Annotated in this window: 15 protein-coding genes; 6 read left to right on the top strand and 9 right to left on the bottom strand. The window is 43.7% G+C overall.

The genetic code is table 11. From position 1 onward, the window contains the following. Window positions 1-400 precede the first annotated feature (400 nt). Both F7R24_RS09730 and F7R24_RS09735 read right to left on the bottom strand, forming a co-directional pair. Window positions 401-907: a GNAT family N-acetyltransferase gene (locus F7R24_RS09730; protein ID WP_151671069.1), complete on the bottom strand. Its 507-nt coding sequence runs from the start codon at window positions 905-907 to the stop codon at window positions 401-403. After that, complete coding sequence (locus F7R24_RS09735; RefSeq protein WP_151671070.1) at window positions 898-1,164, bottom strand: type II toxin-antitoxin system TacA family antitoxin; 267 nt, start codon at window positions 1,162-1,164, stop codon at window positions 898-900. The genes F7R24_RS09730 and F7R24_RS09735 overlap by 10 nt, the downstream gene beginning before the upstream one ends. 632 nt (window positions 1,165-1,796) lie before the next feature. Here F7R24_RS09735 and F7R24_RS09740 point away from each other — a divergent pair. Further along, complete coding sequence (locus tag F7R24_RS09740; protein WP_240776074.1) at window positions 1,797-2,192, top strand: DUF4870 family protein; 396 nt, start codon at window positions 1,797-1,799, stop codon at window positions 2,190-2,192. A 32-nt stretch (window positions 2,193-2,224) separates the two neighbouring features. Beyond that, on the top strand, window positions 2,225-3,892 hold the full coding sequence (locus F7R24_RS09745) for an alpha/beta hydrolase (RefSeq protein ID WP_151671071.1): 1,668 nt from the start codon (window positions 2,225-2,227) through the stop codon (window positions 3,890-3,892). A gap of 7 nt (window positions 3,893-3,899) precedes the next feature. Here the strand turns inward: F7R24_RS09745 and F7R24_RS09750 are convergent, their stop codons facing one another. From F7R24_RS09750 to trxC, 7 genes are all read right to left on the bottom strand, one after another. Next, entirely contained in the window at window positions 3,900-5,093 is a 1,194-nt protein-coding gene (locus F7R24_RS09750; protein WP_151671072.1) for an MFS transporter, read from the bottom strand. A 16-nt stretch (window positions 5,094-5,109) separates the two neighbouring features. After that, complete coding sequence (locus F7R24_RS09755) at window positions 5,110-5,778, bottom strand: aspartate/glutamate racemase family protein (protein ID WP_151671073.1); 669 nt, start codon at window positions 5,776-5,778, stop codon at window positions 5,110-5,112. A 4-nt stretch (window positions 5,779-5,782) separates the two neighbouring features. Further along, the gene (locus tag F7R24_RS09760; RefSeq protein WP_151671074.1) at window positions 5,783-7,072 is read right to left on the bottom strand and encodes a TRAP transporter large permease; all 1,290 of its coding nucleotides are present in this window, start codon (window positions 7,070-7,072) and stop codon (window positions 5,783-5,785) included. Beyond that, a complete protein-coding gene (locus tag F7R24_RS09765; RefSeq protein ID WP_151671075.1) occupies window positions 7,072-7,593 on the bottom strand; it encodes a TRAP transporter small permease in 522 nt (173 codons plus the stop codon). The genes F7R24_RS09760 and F7R24_RS09765 overlap by 1 nt, the downstream gene beginning before the upstream one ends. A 26-nt stretch (window positions 7,594-7,619) precedes the next feature. Beyond that, window positions 7,620-8,630: a TRAP transporter substrate-binding protein gene (locus tag F7R24_RS09770; RefSeq protein WP_151671076.1), complete on the bottom strand. Its 1,011-nt coding sequence runs from the start codon at window positions 8,628-8,630 to the stop codon at window positions 7,620-7,622. A gap of 150 nt (window positions 8,631-8,780) precedes the next feature. Beyond that, entirely contained in the window at window positions 8,781-9,671 is an 891-nt protein-coding gene (locus F7R24_RS09775; protein WP_151671077.1) for a MurR/RpiR family transcriptional regulator, read from the bottom strand. A gap of 66 nt (window positions 9,672-9,737) precedes the next feature. Further along, the gene (gene trxC, locus F7R24_RS09780; RefSeq protein WP_151671078.1) at window positions 9,738-10,169 is read right to left on the bottom strand and encodes a thioredoxin TrxC; all 432 of its coding nucleotides are present in this window, start codon (window positions 10,167-10,169) and stop codon (window positions 9,738-9,740) included. A 130-nt stretch (window positions 10,170-10,299) separates the two neighbouring features. Here trxC and F7R24_RS09785 point away from each other — a divergent pair, with 130 nt between their 5' ends. The 4 genes from F7R24_RS09785 (at window position 10,300) to F7R24_RS09800 (ending at window position 13,514) form a co-directional block, all read left to right on the top strand. After that, complete coding sequence (locus F7R24_RS09785; protein ID WP_151671079.1) at window positions 10,300-10,476, top strand: DUF6435 family protein; 177 nt, start codon at window positions 10,300-10,302, stop codon at window positions 10,474-10,476. A gap of 20 nt (window positions 10,477-10,496) precedes the next feature. Then, a complete protein-coding gene (locus F7R24_RS09790) occupies window positions 10,497-10,892 on the top strand; it encodes a DUF3429 domain-containing protein (protein WP_151671080.1) in 396 nt (131 codons plus the stop codon). A 10-nt stretch (window positions 10,893-10,902) separates the two neighbouring features. Further along, a complete protein-coding gene (locus F7R24_RS09795; RefSeq protein WP_151671081.1) occupies window positions 10,903-11,268 on the top strand; it encodes a thiol-disulfide oxidoreductase DCC family protein in 366 nt (121 codons plus the stop codon). A gap of 206 nt (window positions 11,269-11,474) precedes the next feature. Further along, window positions 11,475-13,514 (top strand): sensor domain-containing diguanylate cyclase, encoded by a 2,040-nt coding sequence (locus F7R24_RS09800; RefSeq protein ID WP_151671082.1) that lies wholly within the window; start codon window positions 11,475-11,477, stop codon window positions 13,512-13,514. The last annotated feature ends 8 nt before the right edge of the window (window positions 13,515-13,522 follow it).

A 13,522-nucleotide genomic window follows, 5' to 3' on the forward strand; every position in this document is an offset into this window, starting at 1 on the left:
ATATCGAAGGTAAGGACGGGTATCTTAGTCCCTGAATTGGGATAGTGGGTAGCATGAGCCGTGTACGAGGCCCGTACGCACGGTTCTGTGAGAGGGATGAGGAGGTAACTCCTCACCCTACTCGATTATATGTGTATTCTGGGTCAGAGTAATTATTTAGTCTGACACATGACTCTAATTACAAAAAGGTCAGTTATGTGCTGGCCTTTTTTCGTTATTATGGGATGCCACCATATTTTCCTGAGTGTTTACTCTTAACTTTATCTGACCGTCTGTCACATGGATGTGACAGTCGAGCCTACAAGGATGTATTCACGGCGAGTCAGATGAAGTTAAGAGTATACACTCACAGCCACAACGAACTTAAGTCATATGCAAGCACTTGCAGACACTCATCATCTCACGAAGATGACAATGTTTTCTCTACATCACAGATCCGAGCCATCAATACCAGAGGATCAAACGCCGATTCTTTGAAGCCAAATTTTTTGTAGAACTTTTGCGCACTGTGATCGATCGCATGAACCAAAATGCCAGCACCACCCACAACATTCATTGCTTGTATAGAGCGCAAAATACAATCTTTTAAAAGACCTGCGCCAATCCCGCGACCTTGATAAGCACTGTCAACGCCTAGCCTTGCCAATATCACCATTGGGATGGGATCAGGGCTGTTTCTTTTTAGCGAACTGAATGCTTGTTCTCTTGATACCGATCCCATAGCAATCGCATAGTATCCAACAACTTGATTAGTCCTCGTGTCATTTACCACGTAAACTCTTGCTGTACCTTGTTTTTGACTTTTTAAAGCTTGTTTGGTTAACCAGTTGTCCAGAGCTTCAATGCTACACCGAAATGCATTGAGTTGGTGCTGATCGGTCAGTTGTGTTGGTGCACTTATTCCCAAGGTGCTTTCCTATTAAAAAGATCTTTCATGCTTTCAAGAGTCTGAGGTGCTGCATGAAGTTCAAGATCGAATGCTGCATATGCTTTAGCATCAAGCACAAAATCTCTCTGTTCAGCCAACACATTATGTGCTTCATTAAGCGCCGCTTGCTGAATGAATACGGTTCTATCAACCTTTTTGAGATTTGCTGCTGCGTCTATAATATCTCTCACTGATGGCAGAACTCGCATGTTGATTGGAGCTGTCTTTGTAGCCATAACACCTTCCTCTATATCTATTTAATATACAGTTTAAGTGGTTTTTTTGTATAGTCAATAGATATACGTACTGCGGTTTTCCAATTAAGGGGCGGAGTCAGTAGTATCCCAACGAATTTAACACGAGCTTACAAGAAGAGCTTAGAAACGAGGATCGGAGTTAAGAGAATTCGTAGGTCTAGCTGATGTGAATCGGCATTAGTAATTTGAGTTTCAGAGTAAACACTCACAGCCACAACGAACTTAACCAACTAGCGGGAAAAGTAAGTTAGCAGCCAAAAAACTGACACAGATCAACTTCAAAGCAATAAATCATCAGCCATAGCAATTTTAGGAAAAACTCCTATATCCATTCAAAAAGCATGACATTATAGTTTCTCCATCAGATCAGCCAAGGACGTGCCGAAAGCTTCATAGATAGAAGCCATCTGATATCAATTTTTCGAAGACTTCCCGGTCCGAGAAAAAAGCTAGACATGGATGTTTAGTTTGGAAGGGGATCGAGCAAGGATGCAATCGTGAACCTTCTACCTTTCTTTACCTCTATATTCCCTGCATACTTCAAGACTATTGACCCTTACAGCCCTATGTTAGAATAGCCTTCTTTTTGGATAAAAATTTTAGGGAATCACATGAGCGATCGACACCCAAGCCTACAAGATGCTAATTTTGACTCTCAAGAACCGAATACTGTCCAAGCATCATCGCTTTTTACCGCCAAAATCATCTATTTTCTCTATTTAGCTTCTTTGGTGATTGGTATTACGGGTTTAGTCGGCTTAATAATGGCCTACATCAATAAAGATCCAAAGGCGGGTGAAGTTGCCTGCAATCATTATCGATACCAAATTCGTACTTTTTGGATTGGCATGTTGTATGGTCTAGTCTGCTTATTATTAATGCTAGTAGTAGTCGGTTTCGTATTGTTACTATTGCTTTATATATGGATGATTGTTCGTTGTGTCAAAGGTTTAAAAGCTGCTGAAAGGGGTGAACCTGTTGAGAATGTCACCTCTTGGCTTTTTTAATTAATGCTAAGTTGTTGAGTTTTTCTTCGAGTATGCAGTCCCTTCTCAAATACCAAGGTCAGAACCCACTAACTTATCCAAGCTTAGTGGGTTTGTTGTTTGGAACCGTATTTTTTGCCTTTTCGTTAACACCGTCTCTTCTTCCAAGACCTTTTTTAATTCAGGGCACTCTATCGGGTTTATCCTTTACAGCGGGTTATGCTGTTGGGGTTTTCGCAATGTGGCTTTGGCATTATTTACAGTTACCCGAATTACCTAAACGTTGGGCTTTGCGGGTAAAACAACTTGCCACATCTTTATGTGTTTTGCTGACCATTAGTTTTATTTGGCAGGCTTCAACTTGGCAGAACTCGATCCGTGAAATGATGGGGATGGAGCTGCAGCAGGGGCATCAACCGGTCTTGTTGGGCTTAATGGCTGCGCTCGTTTTTCTGGCAGCACTGACGTTAGCGCGTCTTTTTAATTGGGTGATGCATTCACTTGCGGTACGTTGGCGACGTTATGTGTCTAATCGTATCTCTTATATGACCAGTTTTGTTGTTGCTTTAGTATTGTTTTGGTCAGTCATTGATGGTGTGTTAGTGACAGCGTTATTGCGTGCTGCAGACAGCTCGTTTCAACAATTAGATGCTTTAATTGAAGATGATCTGCCTAAGCCCATCTTATCTATACAGACAGGCAGCAGTGAGTCCTTGATTAGTTGGGAAGAGTTAGGTCGTCAGGGGAGGCGCTTCGTAGCCGAAGCTCCCACACAAGATCAACTGAGTCATTTTTTTGATGAAGAGGTATTAGCACCTATTCGAGTTTATGTTGGACTGTCCAGTGCTGAAAACAGTGAGTTACGTGCACAGCTAGCCTTGGAAGAGTTAAAGCGAGTCGGTGGTTTTGATCGTTCGGTATTAGTGATTGTCACTCCGACGGGAACCGGTTGGATTGATCCTAATGCCCAAGATTCGCTGGAGTATTTATTGCGTGGTGATGTGGCGTCTGTGGCTGCTCAATACTCCTATCTAAATAGTCCGCTAACACTCTTTACTCAAGCAGAATATGGACAAGAAGCTGCACGCGCCTTATTTGCAGAAATCTATGGTTATTGGCGTACCTTACCACGCGATTCAAGACCTAAACTCTATCTGTCAGGCTTAAGTTTGGGTTCGATGAATTCTGATCTCTCGTTTGATCTGTTTGATATTATCGACGAGCCCTTTGATGGGGCGTTATGGGTAGGCCCTCCGTTTAGAAACGAAACTTGGCGACGAGTCACTGCCGAGCGTGACGACGGGTCTCCAGCATGGTTACCTACTTTCCGCGATGGGTCAGTGGTGCGCTTTATGAATCAGTATCAAAGCTTAGAAGAGAGTGGGAATGCCCCTTGGGGGGCATTCCGTATCGCCTTTTTACAGTATGCCAGCGATCCTATTGTGTTCTTCAGTCCACATGCGGCTTGGAACGAACCTAACTGGATGCGCGATCCTCGGGGACCTGATGTATCACCCGATTTACGCTGGTTTCCCATAGTGACGATGTTACAGTTAGCGGCCGATACTGTGGTAGGTACAGCGCCTAAAGGTTTTGGGCATGAATATGCTGCGGAACATTATATTGATGCTTGGCTAGCGTTAATGGAACTCGATCATTGGACTAAGGAAGATGTTGAAAAGTTAAAGCAGTTGTTCAGCCGCTACGAAATCAATAAATAGTGATGCGTTACGTTTTGTTAGGTTGAGTTTCAACCCTAAATAACAACAACCAGAAAGCGACTGCCATCATCACGATTAATCCGATGGAGAAAAAACTGGCTCCAGCGTAATCCAGAAGTGCGCCAAATATTAATGGAATGATGACACCTCCCAGGTTAGTCACTAGCATAGTGTAACCTATGGCTGTTCCGGCAAACTGTGTGGGAGCTAGGGAGATAGTTAAGGCAATATGAATCCCTGTTGCCGAACACATTGAAAAGCCAAGCAGTAAAGCCGCCAAGGGTGCTAAAATCCATAGGTCTAAATGGCTCAAAAGTAGCAACATGCAAGCACCTGCAATACCCACAAAACATAACCAGCGCAGCGTTAGTGCCGCATTTTGAGACATAAAGCGATCGTTGGTCACTCCCCAAAAAAGTCTACCCAAGAGTGTTCCTAGCTGAAGTAGTCCCATGCATAACGCAATTAATGATGCGCTTAAGGCTGCTGACTGACGTAAGGTTTCGGCTAAAAATGCCCACAGGGTAAATTGCCCTCCATTGGTTAAACCCGCAGCTAAATTCGCTCGACCCAATTTAGGGGTGCTCAATACTTTGGCTAAGCCTCGTGTTATGTTTGGTGAGTGTTGGTTGGTGCCAGTTGTGTCTTTTTTAGGAAGTAAAAAGAAAAATAATATTGCTAAAAGTCCAGCTACTAGAGCTACCCCCAGAACACCTATCTGCCAACCATAAACGAGTCCAAGACCGGCTAAAGCAGTGCCTATAGCGCCACCGACTGGCACCCCCGTTTGTTTGAGCCCCATCAAGGTTGCACGCCATTGGGGCGAAAACCATAGCAGAACAGCTCGTCCTGCTGCGGGGTTAATCAATCCATATCCAGCACCACTGATGGCCATGCCGATACAAAGAGACGCAAAGTTGTCACTAAACGATACCCATAGCATTCCACAACTCATCACTAGGGCCGCTAGCGTTAATGCGGGTCTGGTACCCAATCGATCAACGACCATCCCCGCAGGCAATGAAGCAATAGCCAGTGTTGCTGAATAGGCACTGGCTAAGGCTCCAACCTGAATGGCTGTCAGATTCAGTTGCGCTATGAGCTGAGGACCTGACGCTAAGACTCCAAGGACACACATTGCGCCCAATGCGTGTGCCAGAAAGATAAGGGCGAAATGGATTTTGAGTGTTAATGAGTTCATTAACCTTCGATCTTAGTTAGCATTGAGGTTTAAGTTTTGCCATTAACGCCACCCTAAGCGTGGCAATAGCAGCCGTGGTTCCATCAATAATAGGAACCGAAACCTTGGGTTGAAGTTTTGAGGCGAGACCCGCAAGAGGTCCGCCGCCCAGAACAATGCTGTTGACCTGATCTTCTTTTGCCGCTTTTTGACAAAGTTCAAGCAAGGCTTCTGCATAATCTTCTTGAATATCGCCAGGGTCTTGCCAATGGCTATGTTCAACCATATGCATAGACACTAAATGCTTTCCATAGCCATAGCTTTCTGCTGTTTTTTGTAAAGCACTCGCCATGCTAGGGGAAAAAGAAACGATGGATAATCGAGGTCCTATCACAGAAGCCATGGCATAAGCGGATTGAGCGATCCCTACAACTGGAACATCCCGTGCTGCTCTAACGGCATTCAATCCGGTGTCCCCGAAAGAGGCAAGAATGACTCCATCTAAATGACCTTCCCATGCTGCTAAGGTTTGTGTCACCGCCTGTTCTGCAATCAGAGCATCTTCAGGTGTCACGATCAGTTCCGGTGCGCCAGTAGCGCAGATGGTAATAATTTCTTCGTTAGATAGCGCCGCAGCTTGAGCTGCAGCATTAATACGCTCGGTTACACTGGGCGATGAATTCGGGTTGATGATTAATAGTTTCATATGATTAGCCTAAAATAACTGAGGGTAGCCAGAGTGTTATTGCAGGGAAAATATTGATCAGCGCCAGCGCAACAAGCATCGCCCCGATGAACCACATTAAGGGTGGTACTATCTGCATAATCGTTATTTTAGCGATTGAACAGGTGATCAATACCACCGAGGCTACCGGCGGTGTCTGCTGTCCAATGCCTAGATTAATGGTGACGATCAAACCAAAGTGAACGCGATCAATACCCAGTTGATCCGCTAAGGGTAAGAAAATCGGTACTAGCATCAGTATGGCTGGCGTACCATGAACGATGGTACCTGCCAATAAAAAGAAGACGTTAATGGCAAGCAGTATGACCCAATAGTTGTCTGAAATACCCAAAATAGCTTCCGCAATTTCTTGTGGAATGCGTTGGTTAGTCAGATACCAGCCTAATAGGGTTGATGTCGCGACAATGAACATCAACATTGCACTTCGCTTGCCCGCTATGCGAAGGGTATCGATAAAATGATTCCAGCTTAGTGAGCGATACCAAGTGGCAGCCATAATAATGGACCATAAAGCAGCAACCGCACCTGCTTCAGTCGCCGTGAAGATACCACCTAAGATACCGAACAAAATTAGAATCGGCAGCGTCATCGGGAGTGCGGCATCTTTACCGGTGGCAATCACACGAGAGAACTCAAACTTCCCTTCAGTAGGATAACCTTTCTTAACTGAAATGATGTAAGCAGTCATGATCAGTAAAAAGCAGACTAAAAAGCCCGGGATAATACCGGCAGCAAACAGTTCAGCGATGGAAGCGTTGGCTACATAGGCATATAAGATAAGGTTAAGCGAGGGTGGAACAATGATCGCCATGGTCGCAGAGGTGGATGTTACCGCCGCAGCAAAGGCCGCAGAATAGCCGCGCTTTTTCATCTGCGGAATCATGACTGACCCAATTGCAGCCGCGTCTGACGTCGCGGTTCCAGAAATTTCTGAGAAAAAAAGTGAGGTTAAAATGTTGACGTGTGCCAGACCCCCACGAATATGACCGACCAGAGAAGAAGCAAAAGCGATCAGCTTTTCAGCAATGCGCCCTTGGTTCATCACTTCACCCGCAATCATGAACAATAAAGCGGCAACTAATAGGTAGTTATTTGCGCCACCAAAGGGGATGAGACCGATGACCATTGGCATCACCGCAGGATCTAGAAAAATCATCATCATCGCGGTAACGCCTAGAACATAAGCAATAGGTACGCCGAATAATAGTAAAATAATCAGTGAAATAAGAATGAGATAACCCGGATCAATGAACATTAGCCATCTCCTTCAGGTAACAGGTCATTAGGATGAATACGGCCAGAAATAAGCCCAACTAAACGAACTAAACAGATGATTAAGATCAAGGCTCCCGCTACAGGTACGGCTCCTCTGAATAAAATCACTGGCAGATCAACCGAGATCAGCATTCTGCCAGTAAAACTCAAGGCAGCTTTACCACCAAACCACAATAAGGCAGTCGCAAATGCACCCATTAAAATCTGGTTAATACAGGCGATGGTGCGTTGAACAATGGGTGGTAAGTTTTTCGCTATACCATCGAAACCTAAATGTTCATTAGTCCGAGTTAAATAAGCTGCGCCGATAAAGGTCAACATAGCCAGAATGTGCGCGGGGAGTTCTTCACCCCAGGACACAGATGCATTTAAGATGAAGCGCGAAAAGACTGCATAATTGAGTAGAACCAACAGGATGGCAGCCACAATGATGGTAAAAAGATCCAGTGCTTTGCACATCCAGCGATCCAGCCAGAGAACGATTTTGCCCAAAGTATCCATGGGTGCCTCCTGTCAGATGACTTGAATTATTCCAGACCTAACGCTGCACGAGTGGCGTTGATCATCTCTTCACCAATGGCATTGACGAAGACAGGATCATCGTAAAGTGGCAATGCTGCGGCTTGGAAAGCAGAAAAATCGACATCATTAATTTCGATCTGATCGGCTAAATCTGCAATCACGCGTGCATCAGTTTCTTCACCCCAGCTAAATGTCCAAGGTGCTGTTTCTGCAGCAATTCTCAACACTGTTTCCCGAACTTCAGGTGTTTGAGCATTCAGCCAAGGCTGGCCAAACAAAAGAAATGTTGGCAGGTAAACGTGATTGGAAAGTGAGAGATATTTTTGCACTTCATACAAGCGTGCACTCTCGACCACCTGAGCAGGGTTTTCTTGACCATCAATCACGCCCTGATCTAAAGCTGAATAGACTTCACCGAAAGACAGTGGAGTAGCATTGGCCCCCAGAGTGTTGAACATCACCACGCGTTGACGGCTGGTAGGTGTGCGGATTTTTAGGCCTCTGAGATCATCCGGTGTGACGACAGGGCGAATGGAGTTAGTGATAACGCGAAAGCCATTGTCCCATAGCGCTGCCAAATGCATTCCGCGACCGGAAAAACCTTCTGCAAGTAGATCGTATGCAGGTGATTGCGTGAACTCTTGAACTTGATCGCGGTTTTCAAAAAGATAAGGTAGATCGAAAATAGCCGAACGTGGGTTCACTTGAACAACGGCTGAAGCAGAAAGCGATGCATGGTGAGTACCAAATCCCAGTCCTTGAAGAACATCTTCTTCAGATCCTAGGGTGTTACCCATAAAAATCTGAACATCAATTTTACCGGGTAGCTCTGCTTCAACCCGTTGTTTGAATTCAGTTAAAAAAACATGTGCGAAACTACCATCAGGTAATGAGGAGTTGATTTGTAGAACACTGTTGGCATTGGCTTGACTGGAAAGTAAAGCTGCAGGAATGACTGCGCTGAATGTAATGACTTGAGCTGTTTTTAGCAGACGTTGTTTGAAATGCTGAAACATGGTCGTACCTCTCTAAGTTAAAAAACCATCTGTTCAATAGTTGAGCAGTTGGCAATTGAATGAGGGGCACTTCTAAACGTTCTTATGTGTCGTTTTTTATAACACTAACATAAAAAATATTTTTCACAATAGTTTTGTATGAAAAAAATTTTACATTTCATCCAGTGCATCGTGCATGGCTTCAATGTTAAGTAAGCGGCGACGACCACTAGGACCGGATAGTTCAAGAACTCGCGTTGCGATTAAATGACACAGCGTCAGCACTGCTGCATGATTAAAGAGTGGACCAGGCGCCATGGTATGCACTCGAAGTGACCATTCGGCGGATAGTAGGCTGTCTAACGGAGTACCAGATAATGTGGCATCATCGTTATCATTCAAAATAATAGGGCAATCTGTAATGACCGCACAACGAGCCTCTGTACCGCTCAGTTCTCGGAAGACATATTCCATCTGTTTCACGGGTCGGCGCAGGGCAAATGCAATTACCACATCGTTGGCTTCAATGCTACACAGGCTTTCAGCTAAGGTTTGGCCTGATTGTGGGAGCACCATGACATCGGTAACGATTTGACCTATTTGAGCATTTAAGTAAATTGCAAACGCATGAGCGGTCCTAAACCCTACGATCCATACTCGTCGTGCTTTCAGTAGCGCTTCTGCCAGTGAGTCTATTTCTGCCAGTGTTAGCTCAGCAAAACTGTTAGCAACATTGACTCGACCTTGTTCGATATGTGCTGCAAGTGCAGATTCTGGTTCTTGTTTAGAGATAGGCGATTGAAAGACGGCTGCCCCTGATTGTTGTGTCACTCTGGCAGCTTGACGTGCTTCATCAAAACTTTTGTAGCCTAGTCTGCGAACAAAACGAGTGACCGTTGCATTGGATACATTGGCAAGTTGAGCTAATTCAGTGGCGGAATAACTGGCGACTTCACCGGGAAAAGATAACAGCGTATCAGCTAAACGTCGTTCACTGGGATGCAATGAAGCAAGCGAGGCGCGAATACGGGAAAGAAAAGTAGGGGCGTGAGAAGGTGACATAAGGCATCTCGTTTTAGTGGTTGATGAAAGTATATTTTCATCAACCTTAAGATGCCATGCTTGACGTTAAATTGACTGTAAAACCCATTGCTTAAATTGAGTCGCAGGCAAAGCGCCTGACATGCGTGCGATCTCTTTACCCTGCTTAAAAATAATTAGGGTAGGAATACTACGAATTCCAAATCGACCGGCTAACTCAGGTTGAGCTTCGGTATCGATCTTCGCGAGGTGAACTCTAGGTTCAAGCTCTTTAGCCATCTGTGAAAAAATCGGCGCGAATTGACGGCAAGGACCGCACCAAGGTGCCCAAAAATCTACCACAACCGGTAAGTCAGCGGTAGCATGCGCATCGAAGTTGTTAGAATTCAGTTCAATAGGTTGTGCTGAAAAAAGATTTTCTTTACAAGCTCCACATTTACCGTCATTGGCAAGTTTTTCGACAGGTACACGATTTTTACGATGGCAGTGTGGGCAGGTAACGATCAGGGTTTCTGACATATCAACCTCAGTAGACTCATTCTTTCAGTTTCAATTATTCTAATATATTGGGGTTGTTTTTAAAAAGCCAAGTATGAACCAAATTCTTTTTTACACGTATGAGTTAGTAGATTTTATAGGAGATCCATTTATGTTTGGTTTATTTAAAAGTTCCCCGGAAAAACAGGCGCAAAAGCTTCAACAAGCCTATGAAAAGAAATTAACCGAGGCAATGAATGCCCAGCGAAATGGTGATATTCGTGGCTATTCGACTCTGTCGGAAGAGGCAGACAAGCTACTTAAAGAATTGCAAGCATTGAACCAGTAACACCCGCTGAGATAGTCAAAATGCATAAAACTGCGTACTTATTAGGTTTGTCTGGGCTTATACCCTTTGTTGGGTTTACCGCTGTGATGCATCAGCCTTGGGCAGCGACTTACTTTTTACCTTATAGTGCAGTGATTTTGTCATTTTTAGGTGGTATACATTGGGGAGTGGCTTTACAAGATCCACGCTGGAGTAATAGTTGGCGTCTAAGTTTATGTATGTTGCCTAGCCTGATTGGTTGGGTGGCTTTGACATTGCCGTTAAAAGAATCATTAATTTTACTGATGATTGCTTATGTTCTTTGGTGGGTTTATGACTATAGTCAAATCAAGGTTGATGACTATCGTCGGTTAAGACGATGCCTTAGTGTTGTGGTGATTGTCTGTCACGGAAGCTGGTTATTCTTTAATTTTTGAGGTACTAAAAATGACAACAAGCCTAACGCCTCGTTTATTTTATGATGGAAGTTGCAGTCTTTGTCGCAAAGAGATAGATCACTTGCAAAAACGTCTATCACGGCACTTTATTCTGGTTGATATCAGTGAAGCTGATTTCACTGCATGGCAGGGTGTTGATAAACAAACCATGATGCAAAAAATTCACCTCTGGACGGGTGCTGAGTTTCTGGTTGGCTTGGATGCCAGTCTCTATTATTGGGAAAAAGTGGGTTGGAAATTACCCGCTAAATTTTTACGCCTTCCTATCATTCACTCAATAGCGGTAGGAATTTATAATTTATGGGCAAATTGGCGCTTTAAGAAACAAGCTTCATGCGAAGTATGTGTTCGTTAGCTCGTTAGTTACCTTAGTTTGTGATCAAATCAAGTCGTTTACATAACCCCTTAATCATCCAAGTGAGAGAGTTAGTGAACTAAAGTATTGTTTTTATTTTAAGTTAAAACATGCTTTGTGTTTATGCATTTGTCATAATAGGTAATATTATAAACAAATCACTTTATCACTAGCGACGTCTAGAAGAACCCTCGGCGATATCTTGGATGCAAGCTTTTGTTTCAATGTTTCTGCGTCATAACAAATATACCATCTTAGCAAGCTTTGTTTTAGCTATGCTTTTTATTGGTATGGCAAAATTGATAGAGTACCGGGGTGATCAGCAACTTAGAAATCAGCTTAAAATTGAAGCTCAAGGCTTCAAAAATGGCTTTGAGCTATCTCAGAAAGATGTTGAACAACAAATGTTATTGGTTGCTCGATTGTTGGCTGAAAACACCCGTGTTCAAACCCTATTTTATCAAGGTTCGATTGCTCAACAATCTGAAGGTGGTGGTGCTGGAGACACTGAAACTGCATTTTGGCGATCAGCTTTACTGCAATACCTAGCGCCTCGCTGGCAACTCATGCAAGATGAGTATGGCTTAAGGCAGTTGCAATTTCATTTACCGACTGATGTCACATCTTTTCTTCGTGTACACAACCCTTCAAGCTATGGCGACTCTCTAAAGGGTGTTAGAAAAGTGATCGAGGATGTACTGCAAGACCAGCAGGCTAGAAGTGGTTTTGAGACAGGAAGAATCTATTCCGGCATTCGCGGTGTTGTGCCTGTTTGGTTTACACCACCTTTTCAGTCGAAGCAGTTTATTGGAGTGCTTGAAGCCGGTATTTCGTTAGATCAGCAATTAATGCGGTTGGATCAACAATATGATGCAGGTTTTGCATTGTTGTTGCGTCAAGAGCATGTTGATGAACGAGTTTGGCAAGATTACCGTGATCTCAATGGAGTTCAGTTACCAGCGGATTGCAACTGTTACATAGAGTCCTCATCAAGAGATACCATCATAGATTGGTTAAAAGACAACCCTTTCTCTGAAAATCATAATAATAAACTGCAATCGACGCTATCGACATTATTTGATCAAAGTTATCATTTGATTCGTTTTCCTTTATTTGAATATCAAGGCCCATCAGAATCCAATATCCCAGTAGGTTCCGTTTGGATTTGGCAAGATAAAACCGAATTAGTCCGTAGTGTCCATCAGAACACATTACAAACACGCTTATTACTACTGTTAACCTACCTTATATCACTAGTGCTAGTGATCTGGTTACTGTCGCAAACACGATTACGTTTACAGAACCGAATTGATCAAGCACTTTCACTTCAAGCAAGAACAGAGGAAAAGCTTAAAGCCAGTGAACGACGCTATCAAAATGCATTCAGTGCCGTGAATGATGGGTTATGGGAAGTTAACTTTGTGACCGGTGAACTTCATTGGGATAGACGCTGTTTTGAAATGCTTGGCTATCAAGAAGAAAAGCCTTTAAAAGTGGATGATTGGTATGCGCATATTCATCCAGATGACCTGCAACAGGTTCAATTGCAAGTACAGAAGCATTTTGAAAATCATCAACCTTATCGTGTTGAATATCGTTCTCTTTGCGCAGACGGTTCATGGTTGTGGGTAGAAGGGCGAGGCAAGGTCACTGAATGGGACGGTGAAAAGCCTATTCTGATGACAGGGACTGCAACCGATATCTCTGCTCGCAAACATGCTGAGCTAGAATTGCGTCGTCTTTCTATTACCGACAGTCTTACTGGCTTGTATAACCGACGATATTTCTTCAAACGTTTAACTGTTTCGGTGATGGGATTCAAACGCCACCATCGTCCTTTTTGCGTTGTGATGTTGGATATAGATCATTTTAAAAAAATCAATGATGAGTATGGTCACGCTGCGGGTGATAAGGTGTTGTGCCAAGTATCTACAATGATGCAAGAGCTTCTGCGTGAGACTGATCTATTAGCACGATTGGGTGGTGAAGAGTTTGTGATGCTTTTAGTCGACACCGATTTGCAAGGGGCTAAAGAGCTAGCAGAACGTATTAAAGCTAATCTGGCTAAGTTAAAGGTTAGTTACAAAGAACACTCTATCTCGGTAACGATTAGCATGGGTATCACAAACGCTAGATTAAATGACATCAACTCAGATGAAGTCATGTTTCGTGCTGATCATGCTATGTACCAGGCTAAATCTGAAGGACGAAATAGGATAGTGGTTTCTAGTGTCGAAGACGATTAGAAATGTCA

This window comes from Nitrincola schmidtii (genome assembly GCF_008973715.1).
Taxonomy (GTDB): Bacteria; Pseudomonadota; Gammaproteobacteria; order Pseudomonadales; family Balneatricaceae; genus Nitrincola; species Nitrincola schmidtii.

Bases quoted from the DNA above. Each gene is read 5' to 3' on its own strand.
- F7R24_RS09735 (WP_151671070.1), bottom strand. From the start codon at position 1,164: ATGGCTACAAAGACAGCTCCAATCAACATGCGAGTTCTGCCATCAGTG.
- F7R24_RS09740 (WP_240776074.1), top strand. From the start codon at position 1,797: ATGAGCGATCGACACCCAAGCCTACAAGATGCTAATTTTGACTCTCAA.
- F7R24_RS09745 (WP_151671071.1), top strand. From the start codon at position 2,225: ATGCAGTCCCTTCTCAAATACCAAGGTCAGAACCCACTAACTTATCCA.
- F7R24_RS09750 (WP_151671072.1), bottom strand. From the start codon at position 5,093: ATGAACTCATTAACACTCAAAATCCATTTCGCCCTTATCTTTCTGGCA.
- F7R24_RS09755 (WP_151671073.1), bottom strand. From the start codon at position 5,778: ATGAAACTATTAATCATCAACCCGAATTCATCGCCCAGTGTAACCGAG.
- F7R24_RS09760 (WP_151671074.1), bottom strand. From the start codon at position 7,072: ATGTTCATTGATCCGGGTTATCTCATTCTTATTTCACTGATTATTTTA.
- F7R24_RS09765 (WP_151671075.1), bottom strand. From the start codon at position 7,593: ATGGATACTTTGGGCAAAATCGTTCTCTGGCTGGATCGCTGGATGTGC.
- F7R24_RS09770 (WP_151671076.1), bottom strand. From the start codon at position 8,630: ATGTTTCAGCATTTCAAACAACGTCTGCTAAAAACAGCTCAAGTCATT.
- F7R24_RS09775 (WP_151671077.1), bottom strand. From the start codon at position 9,671: ATGTCACCTTCTCACGCCCCTACTTTTCTTTCCCGTATTCGCGCCTCG.
- trxC (WP_151671078.1), bottom strand. From the start codon at position 10,169: ATGTCAGAAACCCTGATCGTTACCTGCCCACACTGCCATCGTAAAAAT.
- F7R24_RS09785 (WP_151671079.1), top strand. From the start codon at position 10,300: ATGTTTGGTTTATTTAAAAGTTCCCCGGAAAAACAGGCGCAAAAGCTT.
- F7R24_RS09790 (WP_151671080.1), top strand. From the start codon at position 10,497: ATGCATAAAACTGCGTACTTATTAGGTTTGTCTGGGCTTATACCCTTT.
- F7R24_RS09795 (WP_151671081.1), top strand. From the start codon at position 10,903: ATGACAACAAGCCTAACGCCTCGTTTATTTTATGATGGAAGTTGCAGT.
- F7R24_RS09800 (WP_151671082.1), top strand. From the start codon at position 11,475: ATGCAAGCTTTTGTTTCAATGTTTCTGCGTCATAACAAATATACCATC.